The organism is Microbulbifer sp. VAAF005 (assembly GCF_030012985.1).
Lineage (GTDB): Bacteria > Pseudomonadota > Gammaproteobacteria > Pseudomonadales > Cellvibrionaceae > Microbulbifer.
Genome location: NZ_CP120233.1, coordinates 1868030 through 1887998, shown reverse-complemented (window position 1 = coordinate 1887998; position 19969 = coordinate 1868030). Strand labels below are relative to the sequence as shown.

19 protein-coding genes and 4 tRNA genes are annotated in these 19969 nt (G+C 51.7%); 7 read left to right on the top strand and 16 right to left on the bottom strand.

From position 1 onward, the window contains the following. Positions 1–50: 50 nt before the first annotated feature. Positions 51–434, top strand: coding sequence for a hypothetical protein (locus P0078_RS08390; RefSeq protein ID WP_282933953.1), 384 nt, complete (start codon positions 51–53; stop codon positions 432–434). Positions 435–503: 69 nt separating this feature from the next. Here the strand turns inward: P0078_RS08390 and P0078_RS08385 are convergent, their stop codons facing one another. The 3 genes from P0078_RS08385 to P0078_RS08375 all read right to left on the bottom strand — a co-directional run bounded on the left by P0078_RS08385 (position 504) and on the right by P0078_RS08375 (position 3331). Beyond that, entirely contained in the window at positions 504–1367 is an 864-nt protein-coding gene (locus P0078_RS08385; protein ID WP_282933952.1) for a DUF4396 domain-containing protein, read from the bottom strand. A 51-nt stretch (positions 1368–1418) separates the two neighbouring features. Then, positions 1419–2018 (bottom strand): class I SAM-dependent methyltransferase, encoded by a 600-nt coding sequence (locus P0078_RS08380; RefSeq protein WP_282933951.1) that lies wholly within the window; start codon positions 2016–2018, stop codon positions 1419–1421. A gap of 299 nt (positions 2019–2317) precedes the next feature. After that, complete coding sequence (locus P0078_RS08375; RefSeq protein ID WP_282933950.1) at positions 2318–3331, bottom strand: Vgb family protein; 1014 nt, start codon at positions 3329–3331, stop codon at positions 2318–2320. A 409-nt stretch (positions 3332–3740) separates the two neighbouring features. Here P0078_RS08375 and P0078_RS08370 point away from each other — a divergent pair, with 409 nt between their 5' ends. Together P0078_RS08370 and P0078_RS08365 are read left to right on the top strand one after the other, a co-directional pair. Continuing rightward, the gene (locus P0078_RS08370; RefSeq protein ID WP_282933949.1) at positions 3741–4922 is read left to right on the top strand and encodes an MFS transporter; all 1182 of its coding nucleotides are present in this window, start codon (positions 3741–3743) and stop codon (positions 4920–4922) included. A 197-nt stretch (positions 4923–5119) separates the two neighbouring features. Beyond that, positions 5120–5194 (top strand) — tRNA-Cys (locus tag P0078_RS08365). A gap of 152 nt (positions 5195–5346) precedes the next feature. On the opposite strand, the gene P0078_RS08360 is transcribed toward P0078_RS08365, so the two are convergent. Both P0078_RS08360 and P0078_RS24540 read right to left on the bottom strand, forming a co-directional pair. After that, entirely contained in the window at positions 5347–5898 is a 552-nt protein-coding gene (locus P0078_RS08360) for a disulfide bond formation protein B (RefSeq protein WP_282933948.1), read from the bottom strand. A gap of 16 nt (positions 5899–5914) precedes the next feature. After that, positions 5915–6067 carry a DUF5993 family protein gene (locus P0078_RS24540; RefSeq protein ID WP_353057067.1) on the bottom strand — a complete coding sequence of 51 codons (153 nt, stop codon included), beginning with the start codon at positions 6065–6067 and terminating at the stop codon, positions 5915–5917. Positions 6068–6495: 428 nt separating this feature from the next. Between P0078_RS24540 and P0078_RS08355 the strand changes: the two genes are divergently transcribed. Next, positions 6496–7203, top strand: coding sequence for a SapC family protein (locus tag P0078_RS08355; protein WP_282933947.1), 708 nt, complete (start codon positions 6496–6498; stop codon positions 7201–7203). Between the two features lie 139 nt (positions 7204–7342). After that, positions 7343–8425: a sulfite exporter TauE/SafE family protein gene (locus P0078_RS08350; protein WP_282933946.1), complete on the top strand. Its 1083-nt coding sequence runs from the start codon at positions 7343–7345 to the stop codon at positions 8423–8425. A gap of 119 nt (positions 8426–8544) precedes the next feature. Here P0078_RS08350 and P0078_RS08345 read toward each other — a convergent pair. The 11 genes from P0078_RS08345 to P0078_RS08295 all read right to left on the bottom strand — a co-directional run bounded on the left by P0078_RS08345 (position 8545) and on the right by P0078_RS08295 (position 17349). Continuing rightward, positions 8545–8619 (bottom strand) — tRNA-Gln (locus tag P0078_RS08345). A 39-nt stretch (positions 8620–8658) separates the two neighbouring features. Then, a tRNA-Met gene (locus P0078_RS08340) sits at positions 8659–8735 on the bottom strand. A 91-nt stretch (positions 8736–8826) separates the two neighbouring features. Then, complete coding sequence (locus tag P0078_RS08335) at positions 8827–9780, bottom strand: DMT family transporter (RefSeq protein WP_282933945.1); 954 nt, start codon at positions 9778–9780, stop codon at positions 8827–8829. Positions 9781–9838: 58 nt separating this feature from the next. After that, on the bottom strand, positions 9839–10930 hold the full coding sequence (gene ychF, locus P0078_RS08330) for a redox-regulated ATPase YchF (RefSeq protein ID WP_282933944.1): 1092 nt from the start codon (positions 10928–10930) through the stop codon (positions 9839–9841). A 206-nt stretch (positions 10931–11136) separates the two neighbouring features. After that, a complete protein-coding gene (gene pth / locus P0078_RS08325) occupies positions 11137–11733 on the bottom strand; it encodes an aminoacyl-tRNA hydrolase (protein ID WP_282933943.1) in 597 nt (198 codons plus the stop codon). 5 nt (positions 11734–11738) lie between these two features. Next, positions 11739–12359, bottom strand: coding sequence for a 50S ribosomal protein L25/general stress protein Ctc (locus P0078_RS08320; protein WP_282933942.1), 621 nt, complete (start codon positions 12357–12359; stop codon positions 11739–11741). 189 nt (positions 12360–12548) lie between these two features. Further along, entirely contained in the window at positions 12549–13478 is a 930-nt protein-coding gene (locus P0078_RS08315) for a ribose-phosphate pyrophosphokinase (RefSeq protein ID WP_282934570.1), read from the bottom strand. Between the two features lie 355 nt (positions 13479–13833). Further along, positions 13834–13908: transfer RNA gene (locus P0078_RS08310), tRNA-Gln, on the bottom strand. Positions 13909–13919: 11 nt separating this feature from the next. Next, on the bottom strand, positions 13920–14843 hold the full coding sequence (gene ispE / locus P0078_RS08305) for a 4-(cytidine 5'-diphospho)-2-C-methyl-D-erythritol kinase (RefSeq protein WP_353057055.1): 924 nt from the start codon (positions 14841–14843) through the stop codon (positions 13920–13922). A gap of 57 nt (positions 14844–14900) precedes the next feature. Further along, on the bottom strand, positions 14901–15548 hold the full coding sequence (lolB, locus tag P0078_RS08300; RefSeq protein WP_282933941.1) for a lipoprotein insertase outer membrane protein LolB: 648 nt from the start codon (positions 15546–15548) through the stop codon (positions 14901–14903). Next, the gene (locus tag P0078_RS08295) at positions 15532–17349 is read right to left on the bottom strand and encodes a tetratricopeptide repeat protein (protein ID WP_282933940.1); all 1818 of its coding nucleotides are present in this window, start codon (positions 17347–17349) and stop codon (positions 15532–15534) included. The genes lolB and P0078_RS08295 overlap by 17 nt, the downstream gene beginning before the upstream one ends. Positions 17350–17586: 237 nt before the next feature. On the opposite strand from P0078_RS08295, the gene hemA reads away from it, so the two are divergent. Both hemA and prfA read left to right on the top strand, forming a co-directional pair. Continuing rightward, positions 17587–18864, top strand: coding sequence for a glutamyl-tRNA reductase (gene hemA, locus P0078_RS08290; RefSeq protein WP_282933939.1), 1278 nt, complete (start codon positions 17587–17589; stop codon positions 18862–18864). Next, positions 18861–19943, top strand: a complete 1083-nt coding sequence (gene prfA, locus P0078_RS08285) for a peptide chain release factor 1 (protein WP_282933938.1) — start codon at positions 18861–18863, stop codon at positions 19941–19943. Before hemA ends, prfA begins: the two co-directional genes overlap by 4 nt. Positions 19944–19969: the final 26 nt, after the last annotated feature.

Below are 19969 nucleotides of genomic sequence, written 5' to 3'. Positions count from 1 at the left end.
AGTTAAGGGGGCTTATCCCCCCTTTTTTTAATATGAATAGAAAACACTATTTGTTTCTAATGCTGAGCTTAGTTGCTTTGAATAACCGGGACTTATTGGCTCAAAGACTTGCCGTTCCAAACTACGTGACCTGTGATCGAAACCAGTTAACTTCCTGGCAGGGGCAGATCACCAAAATTGAGCGAGAGCAAGTAGGGGTTAAGGTATGGATTGCTACTGATGATGGAACGAATGAGGTTCTCAATCTGACTATGCCAGGTTGGAAAGAAGTTCTTGGGCAATTTCGTCTCCGCGATAAATCCTTTCACGCCAGTGATTGGGAAAGCCTCTTTGATAGTAATGGGAAGCTAAAAGCCGGTGTAAGGGCGGTCATTTGGCTATGCAATACTGAAGGCGTAAGCCCGGTGATCAATTGGCAGCTACCATCACAGTGAAATGTTATTAATGCCGGAGATGAAAATCTCCGGAGCTTATAGTTAAGGTGGGTATATATACTCGTAATTTCAAAAATACAGTGGAGTGACTTTATTCGTAATGTAGAGGGCAAAAAAGAGAATAATAAATGTGCCCGCTACCCATAGGGTCGAATTTACTGTCGATAGAGAATGCATTTGCATCTGATCTGATTTTTTTCGCGAGGAATCATGCATATGCGGCGTTGATTTTTGGACACATTCATGGGAACAGTGGCCAAGATTGGGTGCGGCTCTATCCCTTCCTGGAAGGGTCATGCATCCATGTTTCAGATGATTTTTTACTAGCCAGTAGTTAATAGGGTAGGCAAAAATTCCACCAACAATGGTCGCCAAACTCATACGAAACCAGAAGGTAGCGTTTGTTGGGGCCTCAGAATTTGGCCATATAGAAGTCAAAATCACCATAGCGGGTATCATTCCAGTCATAACCATATTCATCGATACAGTTTCTGCAAAGAAAGTTTTACTTACTGCTTTTAAGTAGTTTCCCTGATACATGCTTCGCATCATCATTGCCTGGAAAATGAACAAGCCACAAATAAAGCCAGCCAAGTACTCAATTATCGAGTCCCATCCATTGGTGAGACCCAGTGTGGGTACAATGGACGCTGCAATAAGTATTCCTGTTGCGTCACCTGCAAGGCAGTGCATCTCGCTATTTACACTTTGCTTCCATGTTGGCCTGGTGAATTGATCATGGCTCCCTGGAAAGGGTCGGCGACAGGTGAGTAGGTAGAAGATTAAACCGATGATACCGGTATACAGAATCACTAATATCCAAGCTAGGCGCTGAACCCAACTGGTTGGCGCGTTAGTGATTGAGTCCCAAATAACAAAAGCTATGCTGAGGCCCATAAGAATAAACCAAACAAGCATTGCTCCGGCTAACATATCGGCTACCCATGACTGAGGGAAAGGGGTCAAAGTTTGTATATAAAATAATTATATCCTCTGAGCAATTATGTAGGCATGTAATTCTGGTGATTGATCGTACTCCAGATGTCTACAAATACAGTCAGATGAAATAAGGAGTTGTATAAATTTATTTGTGCCTAACGTAGAGTAATATAATCTTGGTCCCATCGCATCATTCGTATGATAGCCCTCTTTATCTGTTCCGCCAAAGGAGAATATTAGGACGCCTTCTTTGTTTAAGTAAGACACTAGATTCCTTATTGTTTCCTCTTGTTTTTCAATCGGGATATGCCAGATGCTATCCCATGCACTTATAAAGTCATATTTTTTTGTTGCTTTCCATTCACATATATCCTCAAGATAGAAGTGAACATTAGGGTGCTTATCTCTGGCGATCTCTATCATTTTCTCAGAGACATCAATCCCCTCGGTAGCAAATCCTTCAGTTTGTAGAAGCTCGATATGCCTTCCTGTGCAGCCGCACCCTACATCTAATGCTGCGCCTCTATTTTTTGCAAAGCCAAGTGCTCGCTTATACTGGCTAATACCGTTATTTCTATTGAACTCTTTACGTTCCCATAGATGTGTGATGCTATCATATGCTATCCCGGTCTGTTTCGGTTCCATAATTGTAAATTGCGTTTATGAATTTATTTAATGATTGCTGCACGCTTTTTATTTTGTAGGGTCGCTAGAGTTTGATTTATTTGAAGCGAATACTTCAGCACCTATAACTATAACGGTTACCAAGAAGGTAATACATCAATGGTTGCCTCACTAGAGCGCCGTGAATGGCTGAAAGTATTGCTGAAAAAATTACAATTCTACATGGAATTTCGTATTTAAATAGTTGGCCCTGTGTCAGGATATATAGAATTGTTGCAGCTACGCTATACATCGATTGATGTCAATAGAGCTATATACTTCTATTTTGGTATCCCCTGGTCGAGAAATCCAGAATCAACACCAAACCAAAAGCTTCCATCTATATTGTTAAAATACATATATCTTATATTTCCACCACTTGGAACGGGGGTCTTGCTTGTGAATTTCTCTTTTTCTGTGTTAAAGGCAAAAATGATATTTGGAATCTCTCCAGTATCAGCGATCCAAAGTTGGTTATTGTTGTCCAGTGCTGTTCCATAGGGGCGTGGACTCTTACTGGGTAGTTTCCACTCTTTAAACTCCTTGGTCGTCGGAGTATAGCGACCCAAGTAGCCTTCTGGATAATCTACGTACCAAATACTGCCGGTAGGATCGATTTCCAGTCTGCGAGGGCGAGCACTTGGGCGTGGCAGGTTAACCTCATTTATGGTCATGGTTTTTGCGTCTACGTGAGCTAACTTATTGGTGCCGAATAGAGCTACCCAGGGGTTTCCCTGGGCATCAATCTTAATACCATAGGGGCGGGCATTAGCGGTTGTTGGGGTGGCACTTAGAACTTTGCCACTCTGTATATTTAGCAGGCCTATGCGGTTACTTTGCTGGGCTGTGAACCAGATATTTCCCTCTCGACTGAAGACTAACGTATGTGGGTCTTTGATACCTTCAGGCATTGGATACTGTTTAATTTCCCCATTATTGGTGTCTAATCGCCCTATATGCGCATTGCGATTACCTGCATACCAAACAATATCGTTTGAATCCACAATCAGGTTATGAGGGTGAGTACCTTCAGGTATTTCATACTGCTTAAATTCTTCAGAGGTGGGTGTAAACTTCCCGATGTAGTTACCCGCTTGTCCACAGAACCAGACATTCCCTTTACTGTCCACATGCGGGTCTCTGGGGAGCCCCTCCCAGGGCACCTTCCATTCGTTTAATTTAAGTTTGTCAGGTAAGTTATCTTCTTGAGCAACGGCGTTCGCCAATAGGAAGGGGAGTGCGGTAAATAGCATGACTAAAGTAAGATGATAAATTCGCCAGAAATGAATACGCATTTTTCCCTCCAAGAGTTATCTATGTCGGTAATCAGTCATGCTGTGGAGTAAGGTGCCTAGATATGCAGCAGTTAAAGCATAGGTGAGTTTTGGTTAGAGTTGTCTGACTCTAGTCATTATATATAGTGAGCTAAGCTTCCTCATCTCATTAAAAATACATGGTTAGCGGGAATTAATACATAAATAGATTGCTTGCTACTTTGCCAATTGGTACTTCTTGTTCACCAGTTTTACTGGCGGTTGAGAAAACTGTTGGTAGGTGTTACCACTATTTAATGGCTTAATTAGTATTTGATTTCATGAACTGCAATATTTTCGATGAAAAACTCATTCCTCAGCGCTATTTTTATAATTTTACAGTTGGATATTGAGGGCGTATATTGCGGGCCTTAGCTATAGGAGGTCATTTATGCTACAACGTCTTCGCCGGCCTGAAATTCTTTTGCTTATTCTGGCAGCTTCGATGCCGCTCTCATTTGCTGTTTGGAATACGCTACTTAATAACTTTGTCATTGAAAAGGCAGCATTTACCGGTGCAGATATTGGTCTGTTGCAAAGTGTACGTGAGATACCTGGCTTTTTAGCCTTCCTGGTAGTCTTTGTTTTACTTTTTGTCAGGGAGCAGCGGCTGGCGATAATCGCCCTGGTAGCAACTGGCCTTGGAGTGATCCTAACGGGACTGTATCCGTCATTGACCGGGTTATTACTCACTACACTTTTAATGTCTACGGGATTTCATTTTTATGAGACCTTGCAGACTTCCCTGGCGCTCCAGTGGTTTCCCAAACAAACAGCAGCAGTTTGGATGGGACGTATGGCTGCCGCAGGTTCCTTTGCTGCACTTCTGGCTTATGGTTTGGTGTGGGGTTTAATGAACTTCGCAGGTTTGGATTATTCTTGGGTTTATCTAATTGGTGGTGGCGCGACCATTGTCATTGCTTTAGGTGCCTGGGTCCTTTTCCCGCAGTTTGCTCAGCCCCATAGCCAGCATAAGAAGCTTATTCTGCGAAAACGCTATTGGCTCTATTATGCGCTCACGATGATGAGTGGGGCTCGCAGGCAAATCTTTATAGTATTCGCTGGTTTTTTGATGGTGGAAAAATTTGGATATAGTGTGGGGGAGGTTGCTGCTCTCTATACGGTGAACCACCTACTTAATTTATATATTGCGCCAAAGATCGGACAGCTTATAGTTCGGTTTGGAGAGCGTCGTATTCTCACTTTGGAATATGTAGGATTGATAATGATATTCGCCGGCTATGCGTTGGTAGAAAGTGCTGTGATAGCGGCGGCACTATATATTATTGACCATTTATTCTTTTCTATGGCAATTGCGATTAAAACCTACTTCCAGAAGATAGTTGACGAGCGGGATATCGCGGCTTCGGCTGGAGTCAGCTTTACTATTAATCATATTGCCGCAGTAGTTATCCCTGTAGTATTTGGCTTGCTCTGGCTTGTCTCTCCGCCAATGGTATTCTTTGCGGGGTCTTTAATGGCCTTAATTTCTCTTGGGTTGGCACAGCTGGTTCCAGAGCAGCCGTTGCCCGGTAATGAGGTTAGGGTTGGGCAGTACTCCGGGGCTACCTAGAAAGAGTTGAAATGGAGCTTTAGTTCCATTATCCTTGGCGGCAACTTAAACAAGACAATTTACTATGAAATACGCGCAAGAACTTCTTTCTATATGTTGCTGCCAGGCAACCCGCGTGCTTCTGTAAATGTATTCGGAAGCGCTTCCGCTTCCGTAGTGTCTTAAAAACCCGGAGCGTAAGCGCCGGGTTTTTTTATGGCCAGGTGGCAGAGAGGAAATGCGACGGTCTGCAACACCGTTTTTCACCGGTTCGAATCCGGTCCTGGCCTCCACTCTATTTATTATGTCGAACTATAGTAAATGCTCGGCAGTTTTATTTGTTTTATAGCTGTACGTATTCTTTATCTCCTTTTGTTTGTATGTCTAGCGGGGTTTAGCTTGGATTTTCCCTGGCTGTTCTCCCAAGGACAAGGACATGCAGCTTTTAGGTCGACCCAAAAAGCCAATAGCGGTCTGGGTTATCCGGACAGACAGTGGGGCCGCATTCCGCGAAAGTTATAAGGGTATTTATAGCGGTAATGGAAAGAGCGGCAACTATGGCTATTTTGCTAAGCGCACCCTGAGAACGGAAGCCGCTAAATACGGGGTTTTCATATTGTTTGCCAAATGCACTGATAATCGCAATACCGATAATTATCATGTAGAAGATAAAGAGTGCCCAGGTGTAATAGTGATACCCCATTAGTGGATTGCCGTAGCCTGGTGTTCCGGGAATAACGTGCAGGCTGACTTGACGTAGGGCGGTGGCTGCACCAAATAGTGCTGACAGCGTGGCCAGGCTGTAGTGCATCGGGCGGCTTCCGTAGAGTAAATTTAATGTCAGGCCAAACAAGACTCCCGTGAGCCCAATTCTTTGAAGTAGGCAGAGTGGGCAGGGCATTTCCCCATCCACCAATTGAAAGTATGCAGCGATGCCGAGTACGCCACATATGATAATTATGCCTATTGCGTTCAGGTCTCGAAGTGCTCTCTCCATACTCCCTATCCCATGTTTACAAGGCTAAGTTGACATTGTCGCTGGTGTGGTAACTCAGCCATAGGACACTTAGCACTAGGGCAAAAACGAATGTTGCTGTTGCGAGTGAACGATTGTTCTTTGCGGCGAGGGACATTGCCAAGAGATAGAAGAGGAATAAGAGGCTCATCATGATGAGGCGCCTTCTAGTAATGAAGTGGCACTCATTCCGGCCATCTCCTTGATCGGTTAAAAGATACTACCTATCACGATAGCTTTAGGGAGGATACGGAGCGGACCCACTTTAGTGAGCTGTTTGCCACGAATAGGCAAGTGGCACTACGCGTCTATTTTTTTGGGGGTTTAAGGTGTGGGAGCTTGGGTTGTGACTATTCTTGCTTCCAAGGTCTCACCTGATTAAAAAACAATCAAATAAATTTGTCTTTAGGGTAGTTGTTGTGGACTTTGTTTGCCAGCTGGGCTTCTTCCCTGTTTAATGCTGGCTTTGGTTTCCGGCGACTGTCGGGAAGCACTTGTCATCATTGATGCGTAAAAGAGTGGTACGTTAGGGTATCTCTGAAAATTTAGTAACTATAAAAGTAGCTAGGAGTTGTACTTATGGCACAGATCAAAGCTTTGGACAAAAAGGCACATGCCAACCTGAAACTCACCCAAGACATTACTTTTGACCATGTAAGCGGTAATCATGTTCTACCGCTGGTGGTTCAGGAGATCGTACAGGCAGCCCAGAGCTACCCGATCCTGTTTGTTAAAGATCAGAATACTGATCAATTTAAAGTTGTGGCGCTCACCGGCCTGCGCCCTGGTGAAAACCTGTTCTCCGGCGCTGATGGCTGGAATGGCAGCTACATTCCTCTTCAGGTGCGTACTTATCCGTTTGTTTTGGTGAAGAACCCAGATAATGCCGATCAGGCTGTGCTGTGCATCGACGAAGATTCCAAGATGCTGAGCGACTCTGAAGGTGAGGCGCTGTTCGATGGGGAAGGTGAGCAAACTGACTTCCTGAAGAATCGTGCCCAGGCAGTGGTTGAAACTGCACAGCGTGTTGCAGTGACTGACTCTTTTATCGAGTTCCTGGTTTCCAAGGACTTGCTGACCCAGAAGAAACTAACTCTCCGTGTGAGCGAAGATGACAAGCCTTATGATCTGACAGGTTTCTTTGTTATCGATGAAGAGAAGCTTAACAATCTGTCTGATGAAGACTTCCTGGAGCTGCGTAAGCGTGGCGCGCTGCCGGCAATCTACGCCTCTATGATGTCCTCTATGCAGGTTCAAAACCTGATTCGCAAGAAGCGTTTGAACTAATTGCACTTTGCCCGGCAGCTGTGGCTGTCGGGCGCCCCTCCTGACCGCAATAGGCGAACTCGCCAAATCTTATCTTGATCCCATCTCACACTCGTACCACTATTGTCTCCCCCTGACGCTTTAGCTCACAAATAATAAGATGAAAAACGTGGCGCGATTCTCTCTTCGCTATTGGCTCGCTTGGTTGGTTCTGTTTTACGGTGTTTGGTTGTTCCTGATTTCACAGGGTGAGAACCTGGCCCTGGCGCTCGAGCATTGGTCCATGGCGATGGCGATGGCGCTGGGTAGCTATGCCGCTGGTTCTACGCCGATGGGCGGCGGGACAGTTGGGTTTCCCGTGCTGGTGCTGTTTTTTGATATGCCGGCAAGCCTGGGTCGTGACTTTAGTTTTGCGGTTCAATCGATAGGGATGGTCAGCGCCAGTTTGTTTATTCTCTGCCGACGCCAGCAGCTGGCTTGGTCGATGTTGCGGGGGGCGCTGCTGGGCTCCCTATTGGCGACTCCCGCCGGTATCCTGCTGTTTGCCCCTCTGATACCCGAACTCTGGGTGAAACTCTCCTTTGCCGTTCTCTGGGGCAGTTTTGGCATTTTTCATTTGTATCGCCTCAGCGAAATTACTGATTGTGAGCACGCGGGGGACCCCCAGTGTCCGACTGATTTTCGTGTCGGCTTGCTATTGGGTGCTTTTGCCGGCTTTTGCGTGGTGGCAGTTACCGGTGTGGGTGTGGACATGCTGGTGTATGCGGCTCTTGTGCTGTTGAGCAGGGTGGATCTCAAGGTGGCGATCCCTACATCCGTGGTGATCATGGCATTTTGCTCGGTACTCGGAGTAATAGTGAAGTCGCTGGCGGGAGATTGGCAGCCTGGGGTGTTTGGGAATTGGCTGGCGGCGGCACCGGTAGTGGCCCTGGGGGCGCCCCTGGGTGTTTTTGTTGTTAGCTTGCTGGGACGCAAGCCGACCCTGTTGATTGTGGCCTTCCTGTGCGTTGTGCAGCTTGTGTGGACTTGTATGTCCGAGAGTGAGGCTATGAAGGGATATGGCGGCCCGCTAGTGCTGCTGGCATTGCTGTGCTGCCTGGCGGGCTTCGAGTGGCTGCGGGCACTGGGTTTGCGCAGGGAACAAGTGCGAACGCCTGCAGCAACTTCAGGTACTACTGCCCTTGAGCCCGATAGAACCGGAGCGACCGTTATGGAAGCGAATGGTGTGGTGCTGCCCAAGTAGTTGATTTTTGGATTGCGTTCGCCGGACGAACTCTGGCGAACTATTCGTAGAATCAGATAAAAAACGGTTGGGCTTTTGATTGCTGCCCAGACTTGGGCCTGCTAGATAATTTGGGAAGATGGCTGGGGCGGAAGGATTCGAACCTTCGCATGACGGGATCAAAACCCGCTGCCTTACCGCTTGGCTACGCCCCAGTTTCAAGGTTCACAAAGAATAGTCTCTGTGATTTGAAATGGTAGCAAGGGGGAGACTCGAACTCCCGACCTCAGCATTATGAGTGCTGCGCTCTAACCGGCTGAGCTACCTTGCCATTTCTTTTGTTGTCTCGGCTGTCCCGAGGGCGCGCATTATTAAACGATGGGCCGGGGGTGTCAACACTTTTTTGTATTCTTTTCAGATAGTTAGCGATTTTTTTCATCTGATGCCCGGGACTGCTCAGAACCGCGCCTGGAACTGATTGCGGCGAGGGCGGAACCGAGTACTACGGCGCCGGCGCCGGCCCAGCTGATCCAGTTGAGCGGCTCAACTGCAATATAGTTGGGCCAGATAGAGCTGATCAGCGTACTGAACAATAGGGTGATGACTGGCACTAATGACAAGGTTGCGCTGACACTGGATGCCTCCCAGTGCGCTAGTGCCTTGCTAAAAGCCCCATAGGCGATCAGCGTATTGGCGGTGAGAAATGCCAATAGCACCCACTCGAGCCAGCCCAGGTGAGAAACCTTCATTGGCTCCGCCATGGGCAGGAAGAGCAGGGTCCCTGCGATATAAATTACCACCAGTAGATCCTGGGGCGTTGCGCGGCTCAATATTTTTTTCTGGAAAAAGCCGTAAATCGCCCAGGTGACAGCGGCGATCAGGATATAGCCGAGCCCCAGCAGGTATTCGCCGCCGGCGCCACTGGTCAGCTCTTCCAGGCGCTGGTTAAAAAATAGCAGCAGCCCGATTACTACCAGTACCACGCCGCTCCACTGACGCAGAGAGAAGCGCTCTCCCAGCCAAAGCACGCTGGATATCAGCAGAAGCAGGGGGGCCAGCTGGATCACAACCTGGGCGGCACCAGGGGTGATGTAATTGAGTCCACTTGCGTAGGCGAGGTAGTTCACAAGGAGGCCGGCAACGGCGAGGAAGGTAAAAAGCAGCAAGCCGCGACTGAATAGTGGCTTGAGCTGTAATTTGCGCGCTTGTCCGTAGTAGACGCCCGCTAACAGTGCTGCACCGGCGAAGCGATACCAGGTGGCGGTACCGGGACTGATGTATTCGAGAAGCCCTTTGAGAGCGATGGGCAGGGTTGCCCACATAAATACGGTAATCAGTGCCAGCGGCAGGCCGACTTTCCAGTCTGATTGAGCCATAGAATTTACACGGGTGGCGGGCCTCCCCGGGATGGGGAGGCAAAAAAAGGAGAGGCGGTTAGACGTTAAAACGGAAGTGGATTACGTCGCCGTCGGCGACAATGTAGTCCTTGCCTTCCAGGCGCCATTTACCCGCGTCTTTAGCGCCGGCCTCACCGTTGTTGTCAATGTAATCGCTGTAGCTGATCACTTCTGCGCGAATAAAACCCTTTTCAAAATCGGTGTGGATTTTACCGGCGGCGTTGGGAGCGGTGGCGCCCAGTGGGATGGTCCAGGCACGAACTTCCTTCACGCCAGCGGTGAAGTAGGTGTGTAGGCCCAGCAGTTGGTAGCCGGCGCGGATCACGCGGTTCAGCCCCGGCTCTTCCATACCCAGTTCTTCCAGGAACTCCTGCTTCTCTTCGTCGTCCAGCTCGGCAATTTCCGCTTCGAGCTTGTTGCAGATAGGTACCAGTACCGCGTTCTCTTCAGCGGCGATAGCTGCTACAGCATCCAGGTGCGGATTGTTCTCGAAGCCATCTTCGTCCACGTTGGCGATATACATGGTGGGCTTGATAGTGAGCAGGCTCAGTTCGCGCAGGTCCGCCAGCTCGTCTTCTGAAAGCTCGAAAGAGCGCAGTGGCTTGGCTTCATCCAGGTGTGGCTGGATTTTTTCCAGCAGCGCTTTCATCTTGATCGCGTGCTTGTCCTGTCCCTTGGCGGCGCGGGTAAAGCGCTGTAGGGCCTTTTCCACGGTGTCCAGATCGGCCAGGGCCAGCTCGGTGTTGATCACCTCGATATCCGCTACCGGGTGTACCTTGTTGGCGACGTGGATAACGTTATCGTCTTCGAAGCAGCGCACAACGTGGGCGATAGCGTCGGTCTCGCGGATATTGGCGAGGAACTTGTTACCCAGGCCTTCTCCCTTGGAGGCGCCCGCAACCAGGCCGGCGATATCGGTAAATTCCATGGTGGTGGGAATTACCTTTTCCGGTTTGACGATCTCAGCCAGCTTGTCGATGCGGGGATCTGGTACCGGCACGACACCGGCATTGGGCTCGATGGTGCAGAAGGGGAAGTTTTCCGCATCGATACCCGCTTTGGTCAATGCGTTGAATAGGGTGGATTTGCCCACATTAGGTAGGCCGACAATACCGCAAGTAAAACCCATGGTGATATTTTTCCGTTTGCCCGAGGCGCATACAGCGCGCTCTGCTAATTGCGTTTGAGGTCCGGTAGTGGTTGCGCTGGCGGGATTTTGGATGGGCGGGGTGTCTCGGCCACCACAGGGTCCGGGCCAGCCGGGAAAATACCGGCAAATTTAGCGCAGCACACTATCGAGATTTCCGCGGCAAAAGGCAAGCCGGCGGGTGGGATCTATTTGTTGGTGTGCAGCGTTTTCATGGCTGCGCCCCAGTCGCCGGAAGCGGCGGTGGGCAGAACGTCGATCGAGCGATCGATCGCATCAGCCAGTGTTTCCTGTTCCGCCCTGGGGGCTCGCTGGAGTACAAACCGGGCCACTTCGCTCGAGCTGCCGGGGTGGCCAATGCCGAGTCGCAGGCGCATAAAGTTTCGGTTGTTGCCCAGTGCAGAAATGATATCCCGCAGGCCGTTGTGTCCACCGTGACCGCCGCCGGCTTTCAGGCGCGCGATACCGGGGGCCAGGTCCAGCTCATCGTGAGCGACCAGAATGGCTTCCGGGGGAATCTTGAAGAAGTTCGCCAGTGGGCCGACAGATTGGCCACTGCGATTCATATAGGTGGTGGGAATCAGCAGCCGGATATCCTGGCTGCCGACCCGCACACGGCCAGTGAGGCCGTGATATTTGCTGTCGAGGCTGAGCTGGGTGCCTTGTTGGCGGGCCAGCTCGACAACAAAGTCGGCACCGGCGTTGTGTCGCGTCCGATCGTATTCCGGTCCGGGGTTTCCCAGGCCGACAATCAACTGGATCGGAGTATCCGGTGCCGCAGCCAAGGCGATTACTCTTCGCCTTCGCCAGCTTCGGCTTCAGCTTCCACAGCGCCGCGAGGCTTGTGGATAGAAGCTACAACCAGGTCGTGGTCTGCACCGTGGCTCAGTGCCACAGACTCAACACCTTCCGGCAGTTTCAGGTCGGAGATGTGCAGTACGCCGTCCATTTCCAGGTCGGCCAGGTCCACTTCGATGAACTCAGGCAGCTTGCCGGCAGGAGCGTTAACTTCCAGCTCGGTCAGGGTGTGGGAAACGATACCGCCAGCCTTAACACCTTTGCTGCTGTCTTCGTTCAGGAAGTGCAGAGGTACTTTAACGTGTACTTTGGTGTTGGCAGATACGCGCTGGAAGTCGATGTGCAGCAGCAGGGCTTTAGCCGGGTGACGCTGCAGGTCGCGCAGGATAACTTTCTCTTCTTTGCCGTCTACGTCAACAGTCAGCATGGAGGAGAAGAAAGCTTCGTTTTCCAGAGCTTTGGTCAGGTCTTTGTGCAGCACGGAGATAGAAGCAGGCTCTGCTTCACCGCCGTAGATGATGCCGGGTACACGGCCTTCCAGGCGACGCAGGCGGCGGCTCGCACCTTTCCCTTCATCGCTGCGGGCAATGGCGTTCAATTTAATATCAGACATGGGATAAACCTCGGGTTGTCTGTCCAGAGTGACCTGCGACCGGACCGCTCTGGCATGGATGTTAAATGGGCACTGGGCCCAAAAGTAATCGCCCGGCAGTGCCGGGCGGGCGCGTATTCTACGGGAATCAGCGCTAAAGGCAAAGTGCCCCGGCATGCGGGGCGCGGGGATACCTTGACCGGCAAGCTCCTAGCGGAACATTGCGGACAGGGATTCCTCATTGCTGATACGGCGCATGGACTCGGCCAGCATTGCAGACAGGGTCAGCTGGCGAATTTTTGGTGCCTTCTCCATTTTGTCACCTAGGGGTATGGAGTCGGTAACCACCAGCTCATCCAGAACGGAGTTGTTCAGGTTGGTGATGGCGTTGCCGGACAGTACCGGGTGGGTACAGTAAGCGACAACTTTCTCGGCGCCGTGCTCTTTCAGGGCGTTGGCGGCGTTACACAGGGTGCCGGCTGTGTCGACCATATCGTCTACCAGTAGGCAGGTGCGGCCGCTGACTTCACCGATAATGTTCATGACTTCGGCAACATTGGCCGCCGGACGGCGTTTGTCGATGATAGCCAGTTCGCAGTCGAGGCTCTTGGCCACAGCGCGGGCGCGTACAACACCGCCGATGTCCGGGGATACCACCACCAGGTTCTGGTATTTTTGGCGCTCGATATCGTCGAGCAGGACCGAGGAGCCGTAAACGTTATCCACAGGAACGTCGAAGAAGCCCTGGATCTGTTCCGCGTGCAGGTCGACGGTTAATACGCGGTCGATACCTACGCTCACCATCATATCGGCAACCACTTTTGCGGAAATCGGCACGCGCTGGGATCTTACGCGGCGATCCTGGCGGGCGTAGCCAAAGTAGGGGACTACAGCGGTGACGCGGCCGGCGGAGGCGCGGCGGAGGGCGTCTACCAGCAGGATCAGTTCCATCAGGTTGCGGTTGGTAGGTTGGCAGGTGGATTGCACCACGAAAACGTCGCGGCCGCGTACGTTATCGGTAATTTCTACTGCAATCTCGCCGTCGGAGAAGCGCTTGACCGTGGCTTCACCCAGGGGGATCGCCATATGGTCGACAACCTTCTGTGCCAGTTCCGGGTTTGCGTTGCCGGTAAAGACCATTAAGTCAGCCACTGCGAGTTCCTTTAATTCTGTCTTGAAGTGAATTGAAGTGTAGATGCCTGCATATTTGCTAGCAGTCAGGGTTTTTGCTGCAACACTTTTGCGTTGAGCGGCGCACTGTTGCGCGGATAAAAACAGGGTTTTGGCCACAGTTTTTTTCCTTGCTCAACGGGTTGCTCTGGGTGCGTGCTCGCACAACCATCGGGCGCTTGCATTCAAGCCTGCCTTCAGGATTCTTTAAAAATTGGGGAGTGGCTCTGTAAAGCCCTGTGCGAATGGCCTGGGCCGGCTGGATCAGCGTAGACTGAATCATGTCGGAACCGGTTTTTGACTGTGCCATTGCATATAAAGAAAGTGGCTGGGGCGGAAGGATTCGAACCTTCGCATGACGGGATCAAAACCCGCTGCCTTACCGCTTGGCTACGCCCCAGTAATGTTTCCTCAAAAATCTGAGGAGATTTTCGCTAGCGCTTGATGTGTCGGTGAAACCAATACACCCGCTGCCGTAAAACCCTGCCACGCCTCAGGCAGTTTGGTGTGTGCCTCAGTGGCCGCCTCTGCCGTAGGGAATGCCGCAAAAACGCAGCCCCCGGTGCCGGTGAGTTGTGCCGGAGCAAATTGCTCGAGCCATTCTCTGGCATCGCGTATTTCAGGGTAGAGCTTCTCAACTAATGGCTGGCAGTCATTGCCGGAAAATGTTTCCAGTTTTTCGCTGCCGAGTCGCATCTCGTTGGCCTGCTCCTCGCGAAGGGCCGCTAATGTAATTGCGACTGAATCTCTTGTCAAACGTGAATCGCGAAAAATTTTTGCAGTGCTCACTTCGCAACCAGTTGAGACAACCAGGTAGTGGCGTTGCTCGGTGGTTATTGGGGTTAATTTTTCACCAACCCCTTCCGCCCAAGCGGTGCGCCCGCACACAAAAACTGGAACATCGGCTCCTAATTGTCGTCCCAGCTCTGCCAGTTTATCGATCGATAAATTGCACTGCCATAAGTAGTTGAGCCCGAGCAAAGTGGTGGCGGCATCGCTACTGCCTCCACCGATGCCGCCGCCGTGAGGCAACTTCTTTATCAACCGAATAGAGGCGCCGAGAGAATTTTGTCGGTCCGGCTCAGCTTGTTTGCGCAGCAATTGGGCTGCGCGATAAACCAGGTTGTCTTCTTCAGCTACATCCAGCTGGCCGGCATCGACACTGACAATGCCATCGCTGCGCTCACTGAATTCCAATAAGTCGCCGAAATCGAGAAGTTGGAACAGGGTTTGTAACTCGTGATAGCCATCCGGGCGACGGCCGAGAATGCGCAGAATCAGGTTCAGTTTTGCTGGGGCGGACAGGGTTAGCAGCATGAGGCAAAAAGGAGTCAATCAATTACAGGATCGCCATAATACCTGCATGCTGCGATTTGGGCATTGGCAGAGTCTCTACAACCCCCAGTCTTTAATCACCAGGGTGACGGATACCGGGCCCGTGGGACTGTTGGTTTGTGCTTTGATCCGAGTTGGCAGCATAAAGGAGCCTTCGCTGCGATACTCACTAAAACTCAAAGCCCAGCCGGATTGTTGCAGGCTTTGCAGCTGGCCCTGGGCGTTGCGCTGCTCACCACTTTTGGCGCCGGGCGCGGGAAGACCGCGCACCCAGTAGAACATCTCCCGGGCGGGCAGGGGCCAGCCCAGTGCTTCCTGGGTTAGCTGTGCCGGGTTGCGCGCATAAATTGGCGGCTCGCTACCGCGCACCAAACTGACGCCACCGGCTGAGCCGGTGATGACGGTGGTGCCTGCTCCGAGCGGACCGCTGAGATGAAGGCGAAAATTCTCTGCACCGCCCTGTAGCCAGGCCAGGTTGGCACTGCCGTTTTCTTTGGGGGAGCGAACACCCAGTTTGCCCTTGAGATTCCACTGGGTAAATTCAGCTACTGTTTGCGGTGTTGGATTTTGATTTTCAGTGGGGGAACCTGGCTCCGGTTCCTGTTTGGTTTTTTGTCCGGCACAGGCGGAAATCATTATTGCCAGACATGCCAGCAATAACAGATAGAATCTTCGCGCGGTTGTCTTGTCAGCTATCTGATGCATGTTGTTCCAGTGACTCTTTGATTTGTAGGCGCTTCATGGCAGCCGGAATAATTTTGCTGTGGGGATTCAGCAGAAGGCCTTTTCTCCACATATTCATGGCGGCTTCTCTGTTTCCCTGAACCCAGAGTACTTCACCGAGGTGTGCGGCAATTTCGTGGTCGGGCAACTTTTCCATCGCCTGCCGCAGATACTTTTCCGCAGCTTCGTGATTGCCGAGACGGTACTCTATCCACCCCATGCTGTCGATTATTGCCGGGTCCTCAGGCTCGAGTTCCAAAGCGCGGCTAATCAATTGGTAGGCTTCTGTCTGCCGGGATTTATCTTCAATCAGTTTATAGCCGAGCGCGTTGAGAACTGTGGCGTTATCGGGATTTCTTTCCAGCAGGTTTCTCAAGTCCTTTTCAAATTGTTGTGCGTTGCCGAGTTGGTCATGCAGCAGCGCGCGGGTGTACATCAAGCGACCGCTGGTGCTGTTGGTTTGTAATGCCTCGTCTACTCGCTGTAAAGCCATACTGGCTTCACCACTTTTGCGAAGTAATTCGACCTCCATCAGGTAAAAATGTTCTTCCTGAGTGGGGTGTTTTTTTCTCAGTTCAGCAAACCATTTCCGGTTAGTGCTGTACTGTCCGAGGCTCGCCAGCAATTCCGTACCGCGAGTAATGGCTTCTACGTAATCACTGCCGGGCCCCACTTCGCGGAAATATTTAATTGCATGGGAAAAATCCCCGGATTTTTCTGCAATGCTGCCCAGGTAAAAATAAGCAGCGGATTCGTGCTGCTGTAATTCAAGTAGTTGGGTAAAGAGGACTTTGGCCTCGTCAGTTTGCTCGGTCTCGTACTGAATTAGGGCCAACGACAAAATCAGGTTGCCATCTTCAGGGCGCTGCTTAACCAGTTCAGCAAACTGCTTGCGTGCCAGGGCCAGGTCCTCCCGAATCAACAGGCGGGCGTATTGAAGGCGCAAGCGACTCTCGGAGGGATGGATGCCGACGAGTCGTTCGAGTAGGGAAATGGCTTCCTTGCGCTTGCCCTGATCAACCAATAGGTGACTTTCCAGCAGTGGTGCATCCAGTTGGTCTGGATGGTGCTCTTGGACGCGGCGCACCAGGGACAGGGCGCGGGCGAATTCTCTTTCGGTGCGCAGTACCATGGCGTAGGCGAGCACGACCTCGTCATCGAGGGGGTAGACTTTTGCCAGCCGGGCAAACTCCCGCTTGGCTTGTTCCGTGAGTTGCTCGTGCCCGATTGCGGTTGCCGCGAGAGATTGCATGGGCGGGTTGCCGCCGAGTTCCAGGGTTTTACTGGCGTGAATCAGGGCTGTGTGCAAGTCGCCGGACAAAGTCAGCTCGGCTGTGAGGGCCAGCTGTGCATCGGCGTTTTGTGGCTCAAGCTCTACCCATAGCCGGGCCGAATCCAAGGCGGCCTGGCGGGCATTTAAAAAGCGGGCAATGCGTGTAGCGCGGGCGGCAACCCCGGGATCTTTGGTGACCTCCGCCTGGTGGTAGTAGTTGGCCAGTGCGACATCGTACTGCTCGCGGATACCAGCGACTTCGGCCACCAGAAGGGTGTAGAAGGTATCAATTGGGAAGGTTTTAGCTTCCGGCTCTTCTGACTCAGTAGTTTCCTTACCCTTAAGGTTGCTCGGCTCCAGTGTTGTGCTCGCGATTTCTGTAGAGGGGGTGGCCGGCGTCTGGTGCTGGGTGCAAGAAACAAGTATTACGGATGCTACAAGGAAAGCGGCAAGCTTGAGCAAGTGGCTGGAAATTCGGGCTGGAAGCTGATGTGCGCGAGGTGGGAGCATAGATCGTGTCCATACGTTACGTTGTCGCTGAAAGCGGGGTATTACTGGCGTGTTTTAAACGATTATCGCCATATAATTCTAGTCGTGAATCGGGTTTGGAACGGTAGTGGGCAGGGGCTCTTGCCAAATCGGCGGGCAATTTTACTGCCTCTTACGCTTGCAAGGGAGACGGCTGCCTATGAAAATGCGCTCCCAGTGCGGTTTCCGCCTTTTAAGATTTAATGCTAACGGAAGTCTATGCCAATTCTTACCCTGGGTATCAACCACGATAGCGCGTCGGTCGAAGTGCGCGAGCGGGTGGCCTTTGCCCCCGAGGTGATGCCCGGCGCACTGGGAGATGCGCGAAAAGCACTGGGGTGCCGCGAGCTGGCCATCCTGTCTACCTGCAATCGCACCGAAATATACGGAAATGTGGAGTCAGAAGCCCTGTTGCAATGGCTGTCTGAATACCACCAGGTGCCCCTGGAGCAGCTCAAGGGCTGTGCCTATGTATACAGCGATGAAGAAGCGGTACGCCATATGATGCGCGTTGCCTGTGGTCTCGATTCCCTGGTGTTGGGTGAGCCGCAGATCCTCGGCCAGATCAAGTCCGCCTATGCGGTGGCGCGGGAATCCGGCAGTGTTGGCAGTGAACTGCACCGGGTTTTCCAGCGGGTGTTTACCGTCGCCAAGAAGGTTCGCACCGAAACTGCAATCGGTGAAAACCCGGTTTCTGTTGCCTACGCTGCTGTTTCTCTGGCTTCGCGTATCTTCACCGACCTGAAAAAGCAGACTGCCCTGTTGATCGGTGCGGGAGAGACTGTGGAACTGGTTGCCCGCCATTTGCTCGATCAGGGAATCAAGCAGGTCATTGTTGCCAACCGCACATTGAGCCGGGCCCAGTTGCTCGCAGAGAGCTTTGGTGCCGAGGCAATCCTGCTTGCGGATATCCCCGAGCATCTGGCGCGCGCGGATATCGTTATCAGTTCCACCGCGAGCCAGCTGCCGATTCTGGGTAAGGGAGCGGTCGAATCGGCGCTGCGCAAGCGTCGGCACAGCCCCATGTTTATGGTGGATATTGCGGTACCCCGTGATATCGAATCGGAAGTTGGCGAGCTGGATGATGTTTATCTGTATACGGTGGACGATCTGCGCGGAGTTATTGATGAGGGCAAGCGCTCCCGTGAGAAAGCGGCGGAGGCCGCTCAGGAAATCGTAAATGCTGCAGCGGCTGAATTTACCAAAGAGAGCCGCTCTTTGGAGGCTGTGGATAGTATTCGCAGCTACCGGCAGCGAGCCCAGGAAGTGAGCACTTCCGAACTTGAACGGGTACTTTTGCAGCTGGAAAAAGGCGAGGACCCTCGTCGACTGATGGAGCAGCTCGCTCGCTCTCTCACCAATAAATTAATTCATGCACCCACCGTCAGTCTGAAAAAAGCCACGGCGGAGGGTGATATTGAGCGTTTGCGTATCGCTCGCGAGGTCGTTGGGTTGGATGATCTCACCGATATCGATTTAGAGAAAAAGCATCAATGAAAGAATCGTTACTGAATAAACTGGAAACCCTGCTTGAGCGCCATGAGGAAGTATCTGCGCTGTTGGGCGACGCCGACGTAATTGCTGATCAGGATCAATTCCGCGATCTTTCCCGCGAGTATTCTGAGCTGGAAGAAGTAGTGAAATGCTACGGCGCTTACAAACAGTTGCAGGAAGATATGGTCGCGGCTCGGGAGATGCTGGGGGAAGATGATCCGGAAATGCGCGAAATGGCCCAGGAAGAGCTGCGCGAAGCTGAAGGTCAAGTGGAGCCGCTAGAGCGAGAGCTACAGACTTTGTTGTTGCCGCGCGACCCCAATGACAGAAAAAATGTTTTCCTGGAAATTCGCGCAGGAACCGGTGGTGATGAAGCGGCTATTTTCTCCGGCGATCTGTTTCGCATGTACTCTCGCTATGCGGAGAAGCAGGGATGGCGAATAGAAATTGTCAGCGAAAATCTCGGTGAGCACGGCGGCTATAAGGAAATTATCACCCGTGTCGCCGGTGAAGATGTCTACGCAAAATTAAAATTTGAGTCCGGTGCGCACCGGGTACAAAGGGTTCCTGAAACAGAATCCCAGGGTCGTATTCACACTTCGGCTTGTACGGTAGCGGTGATGCCGGAGCCGGATGAGCGCGATGCGATTGAAATTAATAAAGCGGATTTGCGTGTGGATACCTACCGTGCATCCGGTGCCGGTGGTCAGCACGTTAACAAAACCGATTCCGCTGTGCGCTTAACCCATATTCCCACGGGAATTGTGGTGGAGTGTCAGGATGAGCGCTCCCAGCACAAGAATAAAGCCAAGGCGATGGCACTGTTGCAAGCGAAGCTCAATACTGCGCAGGAAACGGCGGCGGCCCAGGAAATTTCCGATGCCCGCCGCAGCCTGGTGGGCAGCGGTGATCGCTCTGAGCGAATCCGTACCTACAACTATCCCCAGGGCCGGGTTACCGATCACCGTATCGGCCTCACTCTCTATAAACTCGATGAGATTATGCAGGGGTCTCTGGGGGAGGTGATCGGGCCATTGCGCACGGAATACCAGGCCGACCAGTTGGCGGCCCTGGCCCAATAAATCCAGATTTTTTACGCCGCCTCGAG